General features: G+C 39.1%; 22 protein-coding genes. 18 read left to right on the top strand and 4 right to left on the bottom strand.

Going from position 1 to position 20,714, the window contains the following annotated elements:
• Window positions 1-3: 3 nt before the first annotated feature.
• Window positions 4-618: an arylformamidase gene (gene kynB / locus MHH95_RS15780; RefSeq protein WP_340728385.1), complete on the top strand. Its 615-nt coding sequence runs from the start codon at window positions 4-6 to the stop codon at window positions 616-618.
• Window positions 619-743: 125 nt separating this feature from the next.
• Here kynB and MHH95_RS15775 read toward each other — a convergent pair whose 3' ends face one another.
• The gene (locus MHH95_RS15775) at window positions 744-1,202 is read right to left on the bottom strand and encodes a cAMP-binding protein (protein ID WP_340728783.1); all 459 of its coding nucleotides are present in this window, start codon (window positions 1,200-1,202) and stop codon (window positions 744-746) included.
• Window positions 1,203-1,340: 138 nt separating this feature from the next.
• Between MHH95_RS15775 and MHH95_RS15770 the strand changes: the two genes are divergently transcribed.
• The 14 genes from MHH95_RS15770 (at window position 1,341) to MHH95_RS15705 (ending at window position 13,551) form a co-directional block, all read left to right on the top strand.
• Window positions 1,341-2,042: a GntR family transcriptional regulator gene (locus tag MHH95_RS15770; protein WP_340728384.1), complete on the top strand. Its 702-nt coding sequence runs from the start codon at window positions 1,341-1,343 to the stop codon at window positions 2,040-2,042.
• Window positions 2,043-2,237: 195 nt separating this feature from the next.
• A complete protein-coding gene (gene phnG, locus MHH95_RS15765) occupies window positions 2,238-2,660 on the top strand; it encodes a phosphonate C-P lyase system protein PhnG (RefSeq protein ID WP_340728383.1) in 423 nt (140 codons plus the stop codon).
• 11 nt (window positions 2,661-2,671) lie between these two features.
• Window positions 2,672-3,253: a phosphonate C-P lyase system protein PhnH gene (gene phnH, locus MHH95_RS15760; RefSeq protein WP_340728382.1), complete on the top strand. Its 582-nt coding sequence runs from the start codon at window positions 2,672-2,674 to the stop codon at window positions 3,251-3,253.
• Complete coding sequence (locus MHH95_RS15755) at window positions 3,241-4,326, top strand: carbon-phosphorus lyase complex subunit PhnI (RefSeq protein ID WP_340728381.1); 1,086 nt, start codon at window positions 3,241-3,243, stop codon at window positions 4,324-4,326. The genes phnH and MHH95_RS15755 overlap by 13 nt, the downstream gene beginning before the upstream one ends.
• On the top strand, window positions 4,323-5,168 hold the full coding sequence (locus MHH95_RS15750) for an alpha-D-ribose 1-methylphosphonate 5-phosphate C-P-lyase PhnJ (protein ID WP_340728380.1): 846 nt from the start codon (window positions 4,323-4,325) through the stop codon (window positions 5,166-5,168). The genes MHH95_RS15755 and MHH95_RS15750 overlap by 4 nt, the downstream gene beginning before the upstream one ends.
• A complete protein-coding gene (locus MHH95_RS15745) occupies window positions 5,168-6,004 on the top strand; it encodes an ATP-binding cassette domain-containing protein (protein ID WP_340728782.1) in 837 nt (278 codons plus the stop codon). Before MHH95_RS15750 ends, MHH95_RS15745 begins: the two co-directional genes overlap by 1 nt.
• Before the next feature lie 11 nt (window positions 6,005-6,015).
• On the top strand, window positions 6,016-7,188 hold the full coding sequence (phnM, locus tag MHH95_RS15740; RefSeq protein WP_340728379.1) for a phosphonate metabolism protein PhnM: 1,173 nt from the start codon (window positions 6,016-6,018) through the stop codon (window positions 7,186-7,188).
• Window positions 7,189-7,199: 11 nt separating this feature from the next.
• Window positions 7,200-7,895 carry a phosphonate C-P lyase system protein PhnL gene (gene phnL / locus MHH95_RS15735; RefSeq protein WP_340728378.1) on the top strand — a complete coding sequence of 232 codons (696 nt, stop codon included), beginning with the start codon at window positions 7,200-7,202 and terminating at the stop codon, window positions 7,893-7,895.
• Complete coding sequence (locus MHH95_RS15730; RefSeq protein ID WP_340728377.1) at window positions 7,892-8,713, top strand: PHP domain-containing protein; 822 nt, start codon at window positions 7,892-7,894, stop codon at window positions 8,711-8,713. The genes phnL and MHH95_RS15730 overlap by 4 nt, the downstream gene beginning before the upstream one ends.
• A gap of 115 nt (window positions 8,714-8,828) precedes the next feature.
• Window positions 8,829-9,869: a PhnD/SsuA/transferrin family substrate-binding protein gene (locus MHH95_RS15725; RefSeq protein WP_340728376.1), complete on the top strand. Its 1,041-nt coding sequence runs from the start codon at window positions 8,829-8,831 to the stop codon at window positions 9,867-9,869.
• Between the two features lie 125 nt (window positions 9,870-9,994).
• Window positions 9,995-10,840, top strand: a complete 846-nt coding sequence (phnC, locus tag MHH95_RS15720; RefSeq protein WP_340728375.1) for a phosphonate ABC transporter ATP-binding protein — start codon at window positions 9,995-9,997, stop codon at window positions 10,838-10,840.
• Between the two features lie 9 nt (window positions 10,841-10,849).
• Window positions 10,850-11,641, top strand: coding sequence for a PhnE/PtxC family ABC transporter permease (locus MHH95_RS15715; protein WP_340728374.1), 792 nt, complete (start codon window positions 10,850-10,852; stop codon window positions 11,639-11,641).
• Entirely contained in the window at window positions 11,641-12,486 is an 846-nt protein-coding gene (locus tag MHH95_RS15710; protein WP_340728373.1) for a PhnE/PtxC family ABC transporter permease, read from the top strand. Before MHH95_RS15715 ends, MHH95_RS15710 begins: the two co-directional genes overlap by 1 nt.
• Before the next feature lie 192 nt (window positions 12,487-12,678).
• Complete coding sequence (locus MHH95_RS15705; RefSeq protein WP_340728372.1) at window positions 12,679-13,551, top strand: CPBP family intramembrane glutamic endopeptidase; 873 nt, start codon at window positions 12,679-12,681, stop codon at window positions 13,549-13,551.
• 89 nt (window positions 13,552-13,640) lie between these two features.
• Here the strand turns inward: MHH95_RS15705 and MHH95_RS15700 are convergent, their stop codons facing one another.
• The 3 genes from MHH95_RS15700 to MHH95_RS15690 all read right to left on the bottom strand — a co-directional run bounded on the left by MHH95_RS15700 (window position 13,641) and on the right by MHH95_RS15690 (window position 18,491).
• Window positions 13,641-15,437 (bottom strand): ABC transporter ATP-binding protein, encoded by a 1,797-nt coding sequence (locus MHH95_RS15700; protein ID WP_340728371.1) that lies wholly within the window; start codon window positions 15,435-15,437, stop codon window positions 13,641-13,643.
• Window positions 15,434-17,152 (bottom strand): ABC transporter ATP-binding protein, encoded by a 1,719-nt coding sequence (locus tag MHH95_RS15695; protein ID WP_340728370.1) that lies wholly within the window; start codon window positions 17,150-17,152, stop codon window positions 15,434-15,436. Before MHH95_RS15695 ends, MHH95_RS15700 begins: the two co-directional genes overlap by 4 nt.
• Window positions 17,153-17,603: 451 nt before the next feature.
• On the bottom strand, window positions 17,604-18,491 hold the full coding sequence (locus tag MHH95_RS15690) for a DUF1385 domain-containing protein (RefSeq protein WP_445683027.1): 888 nt from the start codon (window positions 18,489-18,491) through the stop codon (window positions 17,604-17,606).
• A 235-nt stretch (window positions 18,492-18,726) separates the two neighbouring features.
• Between MHH95_RS15690 and MHH95_RS15685 the strand changes: the two genes are divergently transcribed.
• The 3 genes from MHH95_RS15685 to MHH95_RS15675 all read left to right on the top strand — a co-directional run bounded on the left by MHH95_RS15685 (window position 18,727) and on the right by MHH95_RS15675 (window position 20,709).
• Window positions 18,727-19,134 carry a DNA helicase gene (locus MHH95_RS15685; protein ID WP_340728368.1) on the top strand — a complete coding sequence of 136 codons (408 nt, stop codon included), beginning with the start codon at window positions 18,727-18,729 and terminating at the stop codon, window positions 19,132-19,134.
• 69 nt (window positions 19,135-19,203) lie between these two features.
• Window positions 19,204-19,632: a type II 3-dehydroquinate dehydratase gene (gene aroQ / locus MHH95_RS15680; RefSeq protein ID WP_340728367.1), complete on the top strand. Its 429-nt coding sequence runs from the start codon at window positions 19,204-19,206 to the stop codon at window positions 19,630-19,632.
• A 15-nt stretch (window positions 19,633-19,647) separates the two neighbouring features.
• Complete coding sequence (locus MHH95_RS15675) at window positions 19,648-20,709, top strand: M24 family metallopeptidase (protein ID WP_340728781.1); 1,062 nt, start codon at window positions 19,648-19,650, stop codon at window positions 20,707-20,709.
• Window positions 20,710-20,714: the final 5 nt, after the last annotated feature.

Here is a 20,714-nt window from a genome sequence, read left to right as displayed (position 1 = left end):
GCTATGTGGATTGATATAACACAAACGATGAAAAAAGGGATGCCGAACTGGCCGGGGGATACACCGTTTTCATTTGAAGTAGGGTATACAAAGCAGCAGACGGGCTCGGTCAATATTGGGAGAATAACAACTTCCTTGCATACCGGCACACATGTAGATGCGCCTTTTCATTTTAATAGTGAGGCCGAGACAATCGAACAATTAGACATCAATACTTATATTGGGGATTGTTATATTGTATCTTGTGTCGGAGAGGAAGTCATTACAGCAGAAATGCTATCATCCATTGATTTTCTTGGAGCAAAACGTGTTCTGTTGAAAACGGTGAATCAGCCTTCAGAACAATTTCCGGAAAAGATACCTGTTATTTCTCCAGATGTAGCATCCTTTTTAAAGGAGCGCGGTGTTATTTTACTCGGTGTGGATAATCCTTCAGTTGATCCTTTAGATAGTAAGGAAGTATCAGCCCATCATGCGCTCTATGAAAATGGGATTCATATTTTAGAGGGGCTGGATTTAATAGAAGTAACGCCCGGGCTCTATGATTTAATTGCATTACCATTAAAAATAGATGGCGCTGACGGGTCACCGGTACGGGCTGTTGTTCGAAAAAAATAATAATATGAAAAGAAGCACACGTATTATCAGCGTGGTGCTTCTTTTTTATTATAGGAAATATACTAATTATTTTAGATAGATAAAACAGCATGGCTTTGTACAAAACCATGCTGTGTATCGTTCTGCTATTCGACTTCTATTGCTATTGTATCGCTGACATCTCCATTACTAAAACGGGTCAGGCTAGAAATAATATATGTACCTTTTTCAGTTGGTGCGGTAAATCGAGCGGTCGTTGCGATTTCCTCATAATTATGATCTTCCAGCCACAGCTGAATCGAAACACTCGTAATTTGCTGATCATATTTAAATTCAATCTCTTCATTCGGTTGAACTTTAATATAAGGCATATTCGATTCCTGTACCAATTTATGAGGCGCTGCAGTATCCACACATGTAGCTTCGCCAGCAGAATGCCAGCAATAGCTTCCACGAATAGAATCAATTGTTTGTTCATTCGTTACAACCGTTGCAGTAGGAATTTCGGTTACTTCATTTTGGGCTAAAAAGAAGCGCCCGACAATAATAAGAATAATAAGGCCGATAATTACAAATAAACGGTTAACATTTTTCAACGTACTCACCTCCATCTATAAATCTTACTAAAAACTGAAATATAAATCTAATTAATTTTTGCCATTCACAACTTTACAATTATTCACTCAATCCTAACAAAGCATTAATAGTTACTGTGTAACCTCTTTATAAAGAGGTGGTTTTTTATGGACAAGCAGGAACTAATGTTAAAAGATTATTTGCTGCAAACAATTTCAGCTACAAAATTTCATATTGAGTACAAGTTACCGAGTGAATATCAATTAGTAGAACAATTTGATATCCCTCGAATTAAAGTGCGAAATGTGTATACATTATTGGAGAAAATGGGTCTTGTTTACTCCAAAAAAGGTGTTGGCAGATTTATTAAACATCAGCAAAAACCGCTGGATGTTGTGATGACTGGTAATATTAGCTTTAGTGAAAAAATGAAAAGTCAAACAGCCAATTATAAATCGAAGCTTACAAAATTTGAGCGTGTGGCACAGGATCATGCCATCTATACAAAAGCTGATATTGGACAAGAGCCACTTTATTTAGTAGAACGATTGCGCTATATCGATGATGAACCAGCAGCCATTCATCGCTCGTATGTTGTCATTAGTAATATGCCGGAAATAAAGAAAATTGATAGCCGTCTAACATCAATGTATCAGTTTTATCAACGTTTTGGTGTGAATGAGTTTCGGAGTACATTTTCTCAGCTTTCCGTGCAATATGTAAATGAAATTGAACGGGAGATGCTGAATTGTGAAGTGCTCGTGCCTATAGTAAAAGTAGAATCCGACAACTGGGATGCAGAACGTAATGTGCTGCTGGAATATACTGAAATCATTTACCGCACAGATCTTTTCTATTTTCAAATATAGTGACGACACAAATTAGCCCCCGGCATTTTATGCTGAGGGCTAATTTGTATTTTTAATAGTTTTCGGGCTTGTTGGGGGGTACTACATGCCCACCTGGCGCCAGTTATGTAAAGCGCCTTTACACGTTTTTTACGAAACCTTGACACTACGCAACTTGGCAACAAGTTAAGGTGTAGTTAGAGAGGGGCGATCAAATTGAATAGAGCAGAACGTACAAAATTATTAATCGAAGTTGGAAGAAAACAAGCTCTGGAAATGGCTGATCAAATTGCGAACACATATGAAATCGTTGAAGTACAGCCACCACGAGAAGGCCTAGTGATGGTGAAATTAAGGGAATCTGCCCAACAGTCTTTATTCTACATAGGGGAGGTACTTGTTACAGAGACGAAAGTAAAAATCCAAAATGTATTTGGTACAGGAATAGTCCGTGAAATGGAACCTGAATTAAGCAGGGCATTGGCGATAATTGATGCTGCCTTTAAAGGCGATTTTCCTGAAACGAAACAATGGATTCCTGTTATGGAGCAATTGAAAATGGAACTGTCACAAGAACAGCAGACTATTAAACGCTCGATTGAAGGAACAAAAGTTCAATTTAACACGATGTCGCTTTAAGGAGGCACATGATGGAAACAGTACATTTTACTCAGCAAACTTTTCGTTCATTAATGGAATGCTTCTCACGCCCAGGAGATCAGCAACGGCTAGAACAGTCACAGGAAATTACGGGGCTATATTCAGCAACCGTCTCAACTTGTCTTACATTGCTTGATGGGGAAGTGAGCTTTTATGTCGCGAATCAATGTCCAGTAATCCAAAGTGAAATTCGGGCTTGGACAGGTGCCAAATTAGCCTCTGTGGATTTGGCCGACTTCATAATTATTTCAGCAGATTGCTCGGAACAGCAGGCACAGCTTGCATTACAGCATGCAAAAGTAGGCAATCTTATTGATCCACAGCTATCGGCAACCATTTTGTATGAAATGACAGATCACATTGGCAATATCGTTCACATACAAGGACCTGGCATTCAACATACAAAGGCGGTGGAACTTAATGTTCCTGAACAATGGCTGCAGTTAAGAGAAATGAAAAATAATGAGTTTCCATTGGGAGTAGATGTTCTTCTAATCAATTCCAATTCAGACATTATAGCATTGCCACGAACAACTAAAATTCAAGAGGTGAAGCAATCATGGCATACGTAGCAGTTAGAGGCGGATCCGAAGCAATCGAAGCTTCTTTGGAACATTTACAATATGAGCGTATTAAGAGTGGAGAGCATGTTACCGTTCAAAAATTACTAGGAACGATGCGAGGATTCCTTGATCAAATTATGTCGGAAAGTAGCCTGTACAGCGAACAATTAGCTGCTCTCGCTATGAAGCAAAGTGAAGGGAATCAGGAGGAAGCGGTATTTTTATTGCGTGCCCATCGCTCCACATTGCCGAGACTTTACTATTCAACTATAACCGATCCTAGAAATATGTTTGTGTTGCGAAGAATATCTTCAAGTTTCAAAGATATTCCCGGAGGTCAGCTATTAGGTGCTTCACATGACTATTTGCATCGTCTATTGGATTTCAGTTTAATGACAGAAACAAAAGAGGATGTGGAACGGAAAATAGAACAATTTAATGCCCTCGAGAAACCTGAGACAAGTAAGCTGCAGCTCGAGAAATTACCAAAAGTAATGGATTATTTACGGGAAGAAAACTTAATTCGAAATTTCCCATTGAATGATGAGGAGCCAAGTGATGTAACAAAGCAGGCTTTATCATTTCCGACGAACCGCTCGCAGCGTCTGCAAACATTAACAAGAGGACAAACTGGAACTGTTACATCATTTGGTTATGCAGGTTTGCGCGGATATGGTGCCTCACATCCAAATGTAGGGGAAGTACGTGTCGGTATGCAGCCAATCCATGTTGAAATCGATGGTGATGACGATCCATACTACATTGGTTCTATTAAACTGACTGAAGTAGAGTCGTTTATACCGGTAAATGTCGATGATGAACAGCAGCAAGTATTGGAATTCGATATTGGGTATGGGGCATGTTTTGGACAGAACGAAACGAAGGCCATTGCGATGTCGATTGTTGACCATGCACTGGAAACAGGAGGTAATACACCGATCCATGATGAGGAATTTGTATTGCTGCATGTTGATATTATTGAATCGACAGGCTTTATCTCTCACTTGAAAATGCCGCATTATGTTACATTCCAGTCGAAATTAGAACAAATGCGCACGATTAAAAAGGAGGGGAAACGATGAGTCATTTACCGTTTGCATTATTGGATGAACAATCAAAGCGTGAAATTCGACGCGCTATTTTAAAAGGAATTTCCATACCCGGTTATCAAGTACCATTTGCTTCCCGCGAATTGCCTATTGGCCGTGGTTGGGGTACAGGCGGTCTTCAGTTAACGCTTGCACTTATCGGCAAAGAGGACGTGTTAAAAGTAATCGATCAAGGTGCGGATGATTCCGTTAACGCAGTGAATATTAAAAATCTGGTAAAAAAAACGACCGGAGTCGAAACGACAATACGGACACAGGAAGCGAGCCTCATCCAGTCAAGGCACAGAATTCCGGAAGTGCCATTACGCAAAGATCAAGTGCTGGTACTCCAAGTGCCAGAGCCGGAGCCGCTTAGGAAAATAGAGCGGAGTGAGTTCAAAACAAAGCGCCATCATGCGGAAAAAGAATATAGTGGTGCGTATTTAATGTTATTTGAACAAATTATGCGCTATAACCAAACATCCCAAGGTGCTGATTATCCGGTGCTCGTCAATGATCGGTATGTAATGAATCCAAGCCCGATTCCGCGTTATGATAATCCGAAAATCCATAATAGCGAAGCACTAATTTTATTTGGAGCTGGCCGGGAAAAGAAAATTTATGCCGTTCCCCCTTATACAAATGTGGCTTCATTGGCATTTGAAGACTATCCGTTTGTTGTCGAGCAATTTGACGGTAAAGCATGTAAAGAAACGGGTCTATCTAACGTCTTTTTAGATGAACTAACAGATGAACAAACAGGTGAAACGTATTATATGTGCAATGACACGAGCTATATGCAAGAAATTTTACAGCAAAAGGTGGGGGCAAAATGATGGTAGAACAGCCAATCTTATCTGTTCGGAATCTTTCGAAACAATATGGGGAAGGTTGCTTGCATTGCCAACAATCGAACCCAAGGCTAGAGAAGAATTATTGTCCAGTTTGCAAGACGGTTTATGCATGCCGTGACATTTCGTTTGATTTATATCGCGGTGAAATTTTAGGGATTGTCGGGGAAAGCGGTAGTGGTAAATCTACCTTCATGAAAAGCCTGTATTTTGATGAAAACGTCACAACAGGTGAAGGCTATTTGCAAGATTATAAAGATGGCAAGGTCAATATTTTTACGGAGTCTTCCCAAATGAAGCGTCAAATCCGCAATATGTTGCTAGGGATGGTGTACCAAAATCCGATTCTTGGATTAAAAATGGACTTTTCATCATTAAGCAATATTGCAGAAAAACAAATCGCCGCAGGGAATCGTCATGTTGGGAATATGGAAGCAAGAAGCTATGACTTATTACAGCATGTTAATATTCCGCTTCATCGCAGTAAGGAAGCGCCTAAAAACTTTTCCGGTGGGATGCAGCAGCGTATTCAAATAGCAAAGGCACTATCGAATAATCCGCCATTACTATTGCTCGATGAGGTGACGACAGGACTCGATTTATCTGTACAGGCGGATGTATTGGATTTAATCAAGTCCATTCAGCGCGAATTTAATATTTCCATGATTGTCGTTTCACATGATTTAGCTGTTATTCGAATGTTGGCAGACCGCACGATTGTTATGCTAAATGGCGAAATTATTGAGCATGGCCTAACCGATCAAGTACTGGAAGATCCGCAGCATTCTTATACACAGCAATTAGTCTATTCATTATTGTAGGGGGCATATAAATGCAAGCAATTATTAACGGTATTATCGTAACAGAAGAGCAGTTTTTAAGTGACCATGCCGTACTTATTGATGGCGCTTTAATCGCAGGAATTGTACCTGTGAAGGAGTTGGATTTAGCTGAAGTTCAGGTAATTGATGCAGACGGAGGGTATGTATCACCTGGTTTTGTTGATATTCACTCGGATTATATTGAGACAATTATCAGCCCAAGACCTACATCCATTATGAGTTTAAAAGTTGGTTTACGTGAGAGCGAACGTATTTTAATGACACATGGTATTACGACAATCTTCCATTCGTTATCCTTTTATGGAGATGATAAATATTCCCATAAGGCCATCCGCGAACCGCAAAATGTGCAACGCTGCATTGATGCCATTCATAGTACACATACAGAACAACACTTAATTCGTCATCGGATGCATGCACGTTTTGAAATCGATTCAATCGATCAAATCCCGGCACTTGAACAAAATATCTTGGATGGAAAAATACATTTACTTTCATTTATGGACCATACGCCAGGACAAGGGCAATATCGCAATCTAGAAATATATAAAGAGACAATGCGTGGCTACCGGTCTATTTCGGAACCTGAAGCCGATGTGCTCATTAAAGAACAAATTGATAAAACAAAAATGACGTATGGAGAAATTGAGCGGTTGAGCTGTCTTGCGATTGAAAGAAATATTGCTGTTGCGTCCCATGATGACGATGATGTTGCCAAGCTGCAGCTTACTCAATCATACGGTACAACAATTAGCGAGTTTCCGATTACATTGGATGTTGCAAAAGAGGCAAAGCGTATGGGTCTATATACAATTGCCGGGGCTCCAAATATTTTGATGGGTGGGTCGCATTCTGGCAATTTAAGTGCGAGTGAAGCTATTCAAGCTCGTGTCATTGATATTGTTTGCAGTGATTATTATCCACCAGCAATGCTACAGGGCATTTTTGAACTTGCTGATAAATATGAAGAAGATTTGCATCGATTGTTCCAGCTTGTCACGATTAATCCTGCTCGTGCTGTAAATTTGGATCAAGAAATCGGGTCAATTAAAGCCGGAAAGAAAGCGGACATCATTATCATCGGTAAAATGGATGACGGTTATCCTATTGTAACCAATACGATGGTAGATGGCAAAGTGATTATGCAAACAAATTATCGATAAGGGGTGGCACAATGCTGACAATTAACGAGCTACAAAAGACTTTTACTATTCATCATCTACAAAATACGTTCACAGCGTTAAATAATATTTCATTGCACGTAAAAGAAGGGGGATTTTTAGGGATTGTCGGTAAAAGTGGCAGCGGGAAGTCCACTATATTAAAAAGCATTTATCGTACGTACGAGCCTCAAAGCGGAGAAATCCTTTTTCATTCAGAAGCATTTGGAATGATAGATCTATTAAAGGCAAGCCCCAGACAAATTGTTTATTTACGTAAACATGAGATTGGCTATGTATCACAGTTTTTAAATGTAATGCCACGTACAACGGCACTCGAATTAGTAACGCAATCACTACTTGATATTGGGATTAAACGTCATAATGCAGTTACACGTGCAAAAGAAGCACTGACGCATTTTGATTTGGAAGAAACATTATGGAATAGTTATCCGAATAATTTTTCCGGTGGTGAAAAGCTCCGTCTTAATATTGCCTGTGCCATCGTAAAGCAACCACGCTTATTACTGTTGGATGAGCCGACAGCCAGTTTAGATGAAACTTCGAAAATAAAAGTGAAGGAATCTATTGAAAAACTGAAAGCGCAAGGTACTACATTAGTCGGGATTTTTCACGATTTGGAGTTTATGGAAGGCTTATGCGATGAAGTATTTACAATGGAAAAATACGTTAAGGATGAGATTGCATGATAATTGACTGGCATACACATAGTCACTATTCCGACGGCAGTGATACATTAGAAATGCTTTTTTGGAAAGCAAAACAGGCAGGAATTACCCACTTAGGTGTTGTTGATCACGATACAGTGGCGCATCATAACGAAGGTCATTTACTGGCCAGGCAATATGATATGACGTTTATACCTGGCGTTGAAATTTCTGCTTTTGACTTTAAACGCAGACGGAAAGTCCATTTGCTTGGATACGGATTTAAAGGATCCTGTCCAGCAATTGAAGCACTTTGCCAGCCATTATTAGCCCGTCGTCATGCACATTCCATTTGGCAAACGAGGTGCATAAAAGATGCTGGATTTCAGATAAATACTGAAGATGCGCTTGCCTATGCCCATACGAGCGGTACTTTATATAAGCAACATATTATGAACGCGTTATTGGAAGAATCGTATGATAATAAAAATTATCAAACGCTGTATCAATCGTTATTTAAAGGGTCAGGTGTGGCGGCTGGAGATATTGCTTATATCGATGTCTTTCAGGCACTTAAAGCAATTCATGCCGATGGAGGATTTGCGGTATTAGCCCACCCTGGACAGCTCGATAGCTATGAAGTTGCAGAGGAATTAATTGCACAAGGCTTAGATGGGATTGAGTTAGTGCATCCAGATCATACCGAGACGGACAAGAACCGCGTGAAGCAATTGGCTGCCAAGTATAATTTGTTGTTAACTGGGGGTTCCGACTATCACGGCACATATGGTGCTGCTGTTAAGCTGGGCAGCTATATAATGGACGATTTACAAAGGTCCTTAACTGTAAAGTATTTGTAAAACATTATAAAGATCGTTGAAGAACCCTATTCGTTACTACAGAAACATGATTAAATGTGAATGGAAGTAGGATGCTCTAAAAATTTGGACTATTACGAAAACAAGGAGAGTTGTAATGAAAAAACTATGGAAACTACCTGTTGTTGGTATGCTAAGTGCACTGCTTTTAGTAGGGTGCAATTCATCCGATAATGAATCATCAACTGACTCGGCAAGTGCAAACTCAAAAGAACCATTAGTGGTCGTATGGTATCCGAATGAATCTGGTTCTGAAATGGGCCCATCACGTGATGCTTTCGGAGAGCTATTTGAAGAAGCGACAGGAAGAGAAGTAGAACATAAATTAACGACTGACTACGCAATTGCAATCGAAACAATTGCCAATGGAAATGCACAAGTAGCATTCATGGGCGCTCAGGGCTATATCGAAGCAAATAAGAAAAATGAGGCAGTTGAACCATTGGTAGTAACTTCAGGTGAATCAGGTACTCTTGATGATGCGCTTTATTATAGCTGGTTAGCTGTACCTAAAGAAAAAGCCAATGCTTACAAAGTGAATGAAGAATTTGATTTGGATACGACAGAAGGGAAAAGCATTTCATTTGTATCTCCATCATCTACATCAGGCTTTAAAATGCCGGCAAGTACAATTATTTCACATTTCAGTGACAAAGGCTTGAAGGAAGAAGATTTGATGGAAGGCAATGCTGTGTATCCAAGTGTAGTGTTTGGCGGTTCACATCAAGGTGCAGCAGTCAATATGTTAATGGGGCGAACAGATATTGCTTCCTTCTGTGATACATGTGTGGATCCATATATTGAAATAGTTGAAGGAGAAGCAAACAAACCAGGAACGGTTTACCGTGTACGAGACAATGCAGCACCACCATTTAATACAATGCCAGGCGAGGAATTTACATTAATTCAAGTTACACCTGTGTTAAATGCACCGTTTGCTGTGAATACAGAAGTATTGTCCGAAGAGGAAATTTCAAAATTAAAAGAAGCATTAACTTCCGATGCGACGGCAAAAAACGAAGAAATTTTTATGCCTAAGGAAAAAGAACAACCATCATTATTCTATACGTCAGGAAATGAGCGGTTTTTGGAAGTAGATGATCAATGGTTCGACCCGATTCGTGAATTATCGAAATAAATAATTTGTGGGGGCAGTGATTAAAGTAAATTTTGCTTTAAACACAGCCCTCCTTCATAAGAGTCAAGTTATCGCAATGGCTTCCTGGGCACCCTTTTTAAAACACCAATAAAGGAGAATGAGTGATGCAAACTGTATTGGAACGAACTGTAAAAGAAATATCTAGACCAATTGCCTTCCATGAAACGAAAGTCGTAAAATCATCGAAAACCATTTTACAACTAAATAATATCCATAAAAGTTATGATCAGAAAAATAGCGTGCTAAATGATATTAGTCTTTCATTAGGGGAAGGGCAGTTAATCTCCATTATCGGTCCATCCGGTGCAGGGAAGTCTACCTTATTGCGTTGCATCAACCGCATGATCGAACCATCGAGCGGGGAAGTTATTTTCGACGACCAGAATATTGTGCTACTGGATAAAAAAAGGCTTCGACGTACACGTGCGAAAATAGGAATGATTTTTCAGCACTATAATCTCGTATCCCGTCTAACAGTATTTGAGAATGTCCTGCATGGTCGATTCGGCTATAAAAATACATGGCAAGGCCTATTCAATGTATATACAGAAGAAGAGAAGATGCTTGCTTTAAATATATTGCAGAAGCTAGGAATGGAAGAACATATTTATAAACGCTGTGATCAGTTAAGTGGTGGTCAGAAGCAACGTGTCGGAATTGCACGTGCATTAGTGCAGGAACCAAAACTTTTGTTGTGTGACGAGCCGATTGCTTCCCTCGATCCGAACGCCTCAAAAGTCATTATGGATCATTTAAAGGAAATCTCCGAAACAATGGGCATTACTGTATTAGTCAATTTACATCAAGTTGAAGTAGCCACCAGGTATTCCGATCGGATTATAGGACTGAGTAAAGGCTGTAAAGTATTTGATGATGAACCAGGGAAACTCACGAAATTTGCAATTCACGAAATTTATGGGACCAATGTAGATGAATTGATCACGGAATAGACGGGGGCAATGATTGTGAATACAGATATTTTACGGAAGAAGAAATGGCGAACAACTATAATCTTAATTTTATTAATTCTCTTAACTTATAGTTCGGCTGTGATAACGGAGTTTAGCTTAATCGAAGGAATTGCAGCCATTCCAGGTACAGTAATATGGATGGCGGTCAATTTAATCCCTAGTAGTGAAGCATTGGAAAACTTACCGAAAGTGCTTGATCGATTATGGGAAACGATTGTGCTCTCAATTTTTGCGACAATGACTGCCACGATTTGTGCTTTGTTTTTTGCAATGTTGGGTTCCAAAACGACGCAAGTCCAGCATTTGGTAGGGGCTGCAGCGCGCTTTATTGCATCCATATTCCGAAATATACCGGTTGTAGCGTGGGCGCTAATGTTGGTTATTTCATTTGGACATAATGTTATTACTGGGTATTTCGCGCTTTTCTTTTCAACGTTTGGCTTTCTAGTACGGATGTTTATTGAAACGATTGATGAGGCGAGTTCAGATGGTGTGGAAGCTTTAAAAGCAACGGGTTCGACTTATTTGCAAGTCGTGTTTAAAGGGGTTTTACCGGATACGATGCCACAAATGCTAAGCTGGGTATTTTATATGATTGAAACGAATATTCGAAGTGCTACATTAGTTGGAATTCTAACAGGTACGGGGATCGGTTATTTATTCGATATGTACTATAAAAGCTTAAATTACGAAATGGTCGGCCTTATTACTATTACGATTGTACTTGTAGTATTTGCAATTGAATTTGCATCGAACAAAATAAGGAGGGCGATTTCATAATGCAAGCAGTACCATCTATTAAAAATGTTAAAGTAAAAAAGGGTCGGATCCAAATTCAGCAGGTTTCAAAAGCTTCGATCGTGATGCGCACCGTTTGGATTTCGCTCCTTGTCTTTACATGCATTTGTCCATTCCTCTTGGATTATGGGGCAATTGAATGGTCGACTGCTATTTCAATGACATTAGGTAATTTGAAAATGATGTTTTTACAACCGGCATTCAATCAAATTACTTTTGCAACAGCGATGAGCCAAATTCTGATTACGCTCGCTCTTACATTTCTGACTACAGTACTAGGTGCAGTCATTTCATTTTTCCTTGCAATTGCCTGCGCAAAAAATTTAGGCAATGCAAAAGTTTCACATATTATTATTGCGGTGAACTCGTTTATCCGGGCAGTACCGACTGTTTTATGGGTACTCATTTTTGCCATTGTGGCTGGTCTCGGTGCAGTAGCATGTGTACTAGGGATGATGCTGCATACAATAGCCTATTTGACGAAAGCCTATTCCGAATCCATTGAAGAACTGGGTGACGAAATGATTGAAGCATTACGTTCTGCTGGAGCAAACTGGTGGCATATTATTCGACATGCCGTCATCCCGCAATCTTCATCATTTCTTGTTTCATGGACGTTTTTACGTTTTGAGACGAATTTTGATATTGCGATTGCAATGGGGGCAGCAGCAGCGGCTGGTGGTATCGGATTCGAGCTGTTTATGGCATCAAACTTTTACTTTGACTTGCACGAAGTAGGCATGATTACATATTGTGCACTCATTATCGCGCTTATTCTAGAGTTTATTTCGGTACGGATCAAGCGACGTTTAATGACAAAATACTAGAAAACAAAGAGCGCAGTCCCTTACTAATATATTTGGTAAGTGGACTGCGCTGTTTGTTCGTCCATGCTAATCTTGATAACTGCTAAAAACATACACGATATCATAATGTGTAAGAGGCGGGTAATCTTTACGTGCCTAAAAAAGGATAATATTGTCATATTATGCTATTCTTAAAGCAGGAGGTGCAAATTTATGGACTATACCGAGTTGAAAAAATTTAAAATGCGTTATTTTATTTTGTTTGCGGTTTTCTTATTTATAGCGAGTATTGTATTGGTGTTTGCAGTCGATTTCCCGGAAAGCGAGCAATGGATTACATTTATTATGTCCATGTGTCTTTTGTTGTATATTGTATATCAAACAAAGAAATGGAATTTTACTTATAATGAACAGCCAATGAATACAATGATGTCAAAAGGACGCTGGGCAAGGTACTTATCGATAACTGCCTGCTTTCAGTTAATTACCGTTGTATTTACAGCGATTGTTGTAACACTTCTGTATCTCATGTTTGAAGAACTTTTACGCAACTTATTTTTATTTGATCCGATGATCGATTTGGAAGAAGTGCAACCATCATTACTCGTTTATATTTTGTTTTTCATTAATATTTGCATTCTCGCACCTATTTATGAGGAGCTTTTGTTCAGAGGGATCCTACTTCGTCGCTTTACTTTAAGATGGAGTCCGCAAAAAAGCATTATAATTTCATCAATAATTTTTGGGATTATTCATCTTAATCCGATTAATGTAGTGTTTGCTTTTGCATTAGGCTGTGTGCTCGGCTATGCGTATTTAAAAACAAAAAATATATTTGTTCCGATGTTATTACATAGTTTCAGTAATTTTCTTGCATTCCTTCAATATGTATATACAAATCAAACGGCCGAACTTAATTTACCTTCGACAGAAGCAGCACAGCGTGAACTGTTTATAAACGGTATTTTGTTTATAGTATTGGCAGTCGTTATTATAATTTTGCTTGTTAAATATTATAAGCGTTTCCGGCAATTAAAAAATCCCGTACCGAAAGTTGTGGAGCAAGAAGAAATTGATCCTATTTAAGCTATAACTAGACACAAAAAACCGCCTCTGTTTGCTTTTCTAGCAACATGGGCGGTTTTGTATTTCTTATGCAAAAAATTCTTTTGTTCCTACACGTTCAGCATTTGTCCGAACACGCCTTGTTTTTCAATAAGCTGTTGGCGCTTTCCCTGTTCGATAATTTTTCCTTGATTCAGCACGATGACATAATCGACTTTGCGAATCGTATTTAAACGATGCGCGATAATAAAGCTAGTACGGTTTTCCATCAGCTTTTCAAGGGCTTCTTGAATATGGAGCTCAGTCACAGTATCGATACTGCTCGTCGCTTCATCTAATAATAAAATTTTTGGATCTGCCACAAAGGCACGTGCAATCGATAGCAGCTGTTTTTGTCCTTGTGAAATCTGGCTACCATCCGCACTTAATATTGTGTCGTATTTATCTGGAAGCTTATCAATAAATGAATGGGCATTAGCTTTTTTGGCTGCCTCGTAAATTTCCTCATCCGTAGCATCGAGTTTCCCGTATCGAATGTTTTCTTTTATCGACATTTCAAAAAGAAACGGATCTTGCAAGACGAATGCCATTTGGCTGCGCAGACTTGCCTTGGAAATCTCTTCAATATCCATATCATCAAAAATGATTTTCCCATCTGTCTTTTCATACAGTCCTGTTAACAGCTGCATAATTGTCGTTTTACCAGCACCGGTTTGCCCAATTAATGCAACTGATTGTCCTGCTTTCACCTCAAAAGACACATTCGATAATGTAGGGGAGGATGCCTGTGAATCATATTGGAATGAAACATTTTGAAAACGGACATTACCAAGTATTTCAACATCTTCTCCAACGGTTTTATCTTCTTTCTCATCCATGATTAAAAAGACGCGTTCAGCACCTGCTAGAGCAGATAGGACGGTGTTAAACTGGTTTGCCAAATCATTCAGTGGACGGGTGAATTGGCGGGCATATTCTGTGAAAATAATGATCGTCCCGATAGAAATATGTCCATAGTATGCAAATAGACCTCCTGCAAATGCGACAATTGCAAAACTTAAGCTGTTTAATGTGTTCATGACTTTTGGGATGAAGCCGGAATAGGTTAATGCCCAAAAACCAACAGTGCGAATGCGGGTATTCTTTTCATCAAATTGACGCAGCATTTCGTTTTCCTGTGAAAAAGCTTTTACGACATGCTGACCTGTAATAGATTCTTCAATTAAACCATTCATTTCTCCAATGGCTGCTTGCTGTTGTTTAAATAACAGGCTCGTCCGTTTTGTAATCCAGCGCATACTATAAAACATGAGTGGTACGATCAACATTGTAATGAGTGTAAGGGCAGGACTCAGCCAAAGCATGACTGCCACAGTACCTGTTAATGTTAATATACTGGACACGACTTGGATAAAGGCACTATTTAATGTTGCGCTGATTGTTTCGATATCATTAGTCGCGCGGCTCATCAATTCTCCGTGCTTTCTTTTATCAAAAAAGCGAAGGGGAAGCTTGAAGAAATGCCCGTATAACTGCGTACGTATACGAAATACTGTTTGCTGGGCAATACTGACCATCCAGTAATTCTGGAAATAGCTTGCTAAACTGTAGAGCAAATAAATGACCGCTAACCCATAAAGCCAATATTGCAGTTGACTTAACGAACTGCCATCAATAAACTGATCAATTAGTCTCCCGATAATAAATGGTCCGATTAAAGCGAGCGCAGAGCTTAATACGACGAGAAATAGCACTGCAAATAGCAGTATTTTTTGCTCAGCAACAAAATCAAGAATACGCTTTAAAGTGTATGTCCAGTTTTGGGCACGTTCACCTTTTTTCTTTTTTCCACTTGCATTTTTTATCTGTTCTTTCGTAATGATTGGTTCATAGTTGAAAAACTTCATTCGGCAAGCACCTCCTGCTGTGAAGCAACGATTTTTGCATACAAATCGTTTGTTTCCATTAACTCTTCATGTGTGCCAAAACCATGGAGCTCCCCTTCATTAATAAGAAGTATTCGGTCAGCCGTTTGTGCTGTCTGGATTTTCTGTGTGACAACGAGCATCGTTAAAGGTTCACCGTCGAGCGCCTCCCACAATTTTTGCTCAGTCGCGACATCGAGCGCAGATGTACTATCATCCAAAATGAGTAACGAAGCTGGCTTTAGAAGGGCACGTGCAATGGCAAGGCGTTGTTTTTGACCGCCTGATAAATTAATGCCGCGTTGTCCAATCATTGTCTCATACTGTTCATCAAAGCTTTCAATGGATTGATGGATTTGTGCTTTTTTCGTCGCGTCAATAATTTGTTCAATCGACGCATCATTTTTCCCCCAGCGTAAATTGTCTACAATTGTCCCAGAGAACAGAAGTGATTGCTGCGGTACGTAGGAAATGGAGCTACGCAATTGTTGAAGCGGAATGTCTTTTATATTGCGACCATTGATATAAATCGCGCCATTGTTCGGCTCGTAAAAGTGTTCGACCAACTGCAAAATAGTTGATTTTCCTGAGCCTGTTGCGCCCATAATTGCAATTTTTTCACCGCTGCTAATTGTAAAGGATAGATTCTGAAGCGTATATTGTTCCGTTGTTGGATAATGGAAAGAAACATTATCAAAAGAAATTGAGAAGTCTTCAAGAATTGGAGCTTCATTTTTCTCTACTTCTTCAGTACCTTCATTGATATTTAAAATTTCCTCAATACGCTCAGCAGAGGCTTTTGCGCGGGCATACGCAATAATAATAAATGAAAAAATAGAAAACGATGCGGTCATACGGAATGCATAGTTAATAATTGCGGCCAAGTCCCCGGCAAGAATTTCATTTTCCCGGATCGCATCTGCACCAACCCAAATCACAATAAGTAAGCTAATATTCATTACAAATTGGAGAACAGGCAGTGCAATTTCCATGACACGCGTCGCTTTAATCGTATCGAACTTTAAATTTTCTGCGACTGTCAAAAATCGACTTTCTTCATACTGTCCGCGCATATATGCTTTAATCAATCTTACGGCCTGAAGTCCTTCCTGAAGCTGTCTGTTCACAAAATCAAGTCTATGCTGAACACGTGCAAACAATTTGATGCCTATCGATACCATCCATACGAGGAAGATGAGTAAAAACGGAAAACTTACACATAAAATCAAGGCTAGTTTGGCATTGATGATAAATGCCATGATCAGTGAACCGATTGTCATTAATGGTGCTTTCATTGCAATGCGTAGCATCATAAAGACAATATTCATTGTCTGCGTCACATCACTCGTCAGGCGGGTAATAAGCCCCGATGTCGGGAACGTTAAATATGTAGCCATTGTCAGCGATTGAATTTTACTATAAAGTGCTTTACGTAAGTCGAAGCCGAAGCTATGGGCGACATGTGCGGAGAAGAAGGAGTTTAACACACCGCTTATAAAGGAAAACAGTGCCAATACAAATAAACAGCCACCCCAGAATGCCACATTGGACAAATTTTCTTCTAGTAAACCTTCATTGATCATCTTTGCCATGAAAAGTGGCTGGATCAAGTCGCTTGTTAGCTCTAAAAGCATTAGGAAAAAGGCAATTGCGGCAGGCCATTTATAGCGCCTCATAAATTGAAAAATAGTTTTCATGTAATAACCTCTCATGTTGAATTTACTGGATTTTAACTTCTTTTACTGAGCAATCTCCTTTCATTAGAAGTTAAGTTCTATAGCAGAAGATATAGATTTTAAATTTTTTGAATCTTGCATATTTGATATCTATTATGCCATTTCATGTAAATGAACTCAATAAAATTATTTCGAGAGTCTAAATAATAATGAAAAAAAGAGCCTGGGACAAAACGAAACCTATCTATTTTTTCAAAGAAAAAATAGATAGGTTTCTGTTTCTACCAGAATTGATTTCCGTTACGGGGACGCTTTCCGGGGGCACGGCCTGAGCCTGTAGTCTCAGGCGTCGTGCTGTTCCCCCAGGAGTCGCCCCTTCACTCCAATCAATTCATCTAATATCAATTTCTTAATAATAGTATTTCACTTATCCTAAGAAATTTCTACTTATGTCCCAATCTCCTCTGTTTCCTTAATCATGCACCAAAGTTTGAGCAATAGCTGGATTTTTTTCCACTTCATGTAGCTTATTGAATGAAGCAATAGCCACTTCAACCATTTCATACTTTGGTTCTTTTGTTGTTAATAGTTGTAGCCATAAACCGGGATACCCTAAGTAACGTAAAACAGGAATATCACGTACCGCGTTTGTAGCCTGTAATACTTCAAATGAGATGCCTATTACGACAGGAATTAATAATATACGGCTTACAAGGCGGACCCAAAGAGGATCTACTGGAACGAAGAAGTATGTAAACATTCCGACAATTACTGTGAACAAAATAAAGCTTGATCCACATCGATAGTGCAGGCGGGATTGCTTTTGTACATTCTCGACCGTCAATTCAAGACCGGCTTCATAGCAGTTGATTACTTTATGCTCTGCTCCGTGATATTGGAATACACGTTTAATTAAAGGTGTCATCGCGATAATTTGAAGGTAGGCCAATAATAAAACTAATTTAAAGCCTGTTTCGATAAAAATCTGTATTGTTTTGCCGGGGAACCAAGGTTTTAGAAATTCCGCCAGAAACATAGGTACCAATGTAAAAACAAATTTCCCGAATAGGAATGATAATACACCAATAACGGCTACCCCTAAGATCATCATTAACTTAGATGGTTCCTCACCAGCGTTTTCTTCTTCTTCACCTGGAGTAACGTCATAGCGATCTGAAGCAAATTGTAAATGCCGCGATCCAAAGCCTGCCGATTCGATTAATGCCACAACACCACGAACGAACGGAATTTTTTTCAGTTTTTGATATATAGGCTTTTTCTCTTTTTTAACATGGAAATAGTCAATTGAATCGTCATTACGACGAATCGCAGTTACCATATGATCTTGCCCGGTAAACATGACACCCTCTAAAAGGGCTTGCCCACCATATACTGGCGCATTATTACTCACTTGCTGCACACCACTCTCTAATTAAATTTCTACTTTTACACTTTAATATAGAAATGAATCTAGCCTTTTCTATGTAAAGTTTCACTTTCATATTGTACTAAATTTTGGGGAAAAGCACTATCGATTCGAATAGTTTTTTTGCAAACGGCAATACTGAAACAAAAAAAGAGGAGTTTTGATTAGAATGCATTTATTAGTAACAGCGATAGTCGCAGCACTTTTAGGGACAATTAGTTTAAAAGGGTTGCACTTTTTCAATCTCATTTCATGGCACCCTGTCTCTTTTTTAAAAAAATATGAATGGTTTGAATGGACTGCCTTTGAACGATGGGCTGTTCTGTTTTTAATCCTGGTAGTATGTGTATATGTGATAACGCTTCTGGCACAGTATTTTTTCAAGGCTCCACCTTTTTTATTTTCGCTTATTTTAGGGCTGGTTGTTGCTTTAATTTTGGAATGGCTGATATTAGACCTTCCGATTGAATTTTCATCGCTGAAAAAGTTATCCATTCCTTTTATTATTGTTGTTTTAACAATCATGCGCTTTATTGTTGAAACTGCCCAGTATAAGAAGTTATATATATTTCGCTAGGCGAAAGTATTGATGTCTGAAAAGTCTGTGATAAAATAGGGGCAGTATGAAAAAAGGGAGCGCATATTGATGAAGCTACTTATTTTAAATGGTCCAAATTTAAATCGTTTAGGAATGCGTGAACCGGAAATTTACGGAGCTGAAACATTAGACGATGTAAAGGTTAAATGCGAAGCGCTGGCAAGTTCGTTTGATGCTACAATCGATTTCCGGCAGTCTAATCATGAAGGGGTCCTCATTGACTGGATTCATGAGGCGGCTGACACAGAAGTTGATGGTATTGTTTTTAATCCTGGTGCATATACACATACAAGTATCGCGCTACGGGATGCAATTGCTTCTGTAAATGTACCGGTAATCGAAGTGCATATTTCCAATATCCATGCACGCGAAGCATTTCGTCACGAATCGAAATTGGCTGCACAATGTATAGGGCAAATTTGCGGACTTGGTACATTTGGCTATGAGCTGGCCATGCGCAAGTTTTTACAACAATAAAAAGGGGAATGAGAAATCGTGAAACTAACAAAATTGAGACAGGCATTAATCGAACATAATGTAGATGCAATATTAATTACAAATGAATATAACCGTCGTTATATGACAGGCTTTACTGGAACTGCAGGAGTGGCAATCGTTTCACAAAACGACGCTGTATTTATTACTGATTTCCGATATACTGAGCAGGCCTCAGAACAAATTAAAGATTTCCGAATTGCCCAACATACAGGACCGATTTTTGAAGAAGTAGCGAAACAAGCAGAGTTAATGGGTGTGAAATCATTGGCATTTGAAAAGGATGCGATGCATTTTGGTACATATGAAGTATATAAATCTACAGTAAAAACTGATTTTATCCCAGTTTCAGGCTTAATCGAAAAAATTCGCTTGATTAAGACTGCGGAAGAGATTAATATTATTAAGGTTGCTTGTGAAATTGCAGATGATGCATTTACACATATTTTAAAGTTCATCAAGCCTGGAATAACAGAGCTTGAGGTTTCGAATGAATTAGAATTTTACATGCGTAAACAAGGTGCTACAAGCTCTTCTTTTGATATTATTGTTGCAAGTGGTTTGCGTTCAGCATTGCCACATGGTGTCGCGACAAATAAAATTATTGAAACGGGCGATTTTGTAACCCTTGATTTTGGTGCTTACTATAATGGATACATTTCGGACATAACACGTACAATCGCTGTAGGACAACCTTCAGAGAAGTTGGTTGAAATGTACAATACTGTACTCGAGTCTCAGCTTCTAGCACTTGAAAAAGTTGGTCCAGGCATGACAGGGATCGAAGCAGATGCAGTGGCACGTGATTACTTAAAATCAAAAGGCTTAGGCGATGCATTTGGTCACTCAACTGGTCATGGTATCGGCTTGGAAGTGCATGAAGGACCTGGGTTATCATTCCGATCTGATACTGTGCTAGAGCCAAATATGGTTGTAACAATTGAACCGGGTGTCTACATTCCTGGAATTGGTGGCGTTCGAATTGAGGACGATATTTTAATCACAAAAACGGGTAATGAAGTACTAACACATTCGACAAAAGAATTAATTATTTTATAATTTGG

Source organism: Solibacillus sp. FSL K6-4121, from assembly GCF_038002585.1.
Lineage (GTDB): Bacteria > Bacillota > Bacilli > Bacillales_A > Planococcaceae > Solibacillus > Solibacillus faecavium.
Note: the sequence above shows the minus strand (reverse complement) of the source record. Positions and strands in the feature narration are given on the sequence as shown.

Bases quoted from the DNA above. Each gene is read 5' to 3' on its own strand.
- kynB (WP_340728385.1), top strand. From the start codon at position 4: ATGTGGATTGATATAACACAAACGATGAAAAAAGGGATGCCGAACTGG.
- MHH95_RS15770 (WP_340728384.1), top strand. From the start codon at position 1,341: ATGGACAAGCAGGAACTAATGTTAAAAGATTATTTGCTGCAAACAATT.
- phnH (WP_340728382.1), top strand. From the start codon at position 2,672: ATGGAAACAGTACATTTTACTCAGCAAACTTTTCGTTCATTAATGGAA.
- MHH95_RS15755 (WP_340728381.1), top strand. From the start codon at position 3,241: ATGGCATACGTAGCAGTTAGAGGCGGATCCGAAGCAATCGAAGCTTCT.
- MHH95_RS15750 (WP_340728380.1), top strand. From the start codon at position 4,323: ATGAGTCATTTACCGTTTGCATTATTGGATGAACAATCAAAGCGTGAA.
- MHH95_RS15745 (WP_340728782.1), top strand. From the start codon at position 5,168: ATGGTAGAACAGCCAATCTTATCTGTTCGGAATCTTTCGAAACAATAT.
- phnM (WP_340728379.1), top strand. From the start codon at position 6,016: ATGCAAGCAATTATTAACGGTATTATCGTAACAGAAGAGCAGTTTTTA.
- phnL (WP_340728378.1), top strand. From the start codon at position 7,200: ATGCTGACAATTAACGAGCTACAAAAGACTTTTACTATTCATCATCTA.
- MHH95_RS15730 (WP_340728377.1), top strand. From the start codon at position 7,892: ATGATAATTGACTGGCATACACATAGTCACTATTCCGACGGCAGTGAT.
- MHH95_RS15725 (WP_340728376.1), top strand. From the start codon at position 8,829: ATGAAAAAACTATGGAAACTACCTGTTGTTGGTATGCTAAGTGCACTG.
- phnC (WP_340728375.1), top strand. From the start codon at position 9,995: ATGCAAACTGTATTGGAACGAACTGTAAAAGAAATATCTAGACCAATT.
- MHH95_RS15715 (WP_340728374.1), top strand. From the start codon at position 10,850: ATGATTGTGAATACAGATATTTTACGGAAGAAGAAATGGCGAACAACT.
- MHH95_RS15710 (WP_340728373.1), top strand. From the start codon at position 11,641: ATGCAAGCAGTACCATCTATTAAAAATGTTAAAGTAAAAAAGGGTCGG.
- MHH95_RS15705 (WP_340728372.1), top strand. From the start codon at position 12,679: ATGGACTATACCGAGTTGAAAAAATTTAAAATGCGTTATTTTATTTTG.
- MHH95_RS15700 (WP_340728371.1), bottom strand. From the start codon at position 15,437: ATGAAGTTTTTCAACTATGAACCAATCATTACGAAAGAACAGATAAAA.
- MHH95_RS15695 (WP_340728370.1), bottom strand. From the start codon at position 17,152: ATGAAAACTATTTTTCAATTTATGAGGCGCTATAAATGGCCTGCCGCA.
- MHH95_RS15690 (WP_445683027.1), bottom strand. From the start codon at position 18,491: ATGTTTACCGGGCAAGATCATATGGTAACTGCGATTCGTCGTAATGAC.
- MHH95_RS15685 (WP_340728368.1), top strand. From the start codon at position 18,727: ATGCATTTATTAGTAACAGCGATAGTCGCAGCACTTTTAGGGACAATT.
- aroQ (WP_340728367.1), top strand. From the start codon at position 19,204: ATGAAGCTACTTATTTTAAATGGTCCAAATTTAAATCGTTTAGGAATG.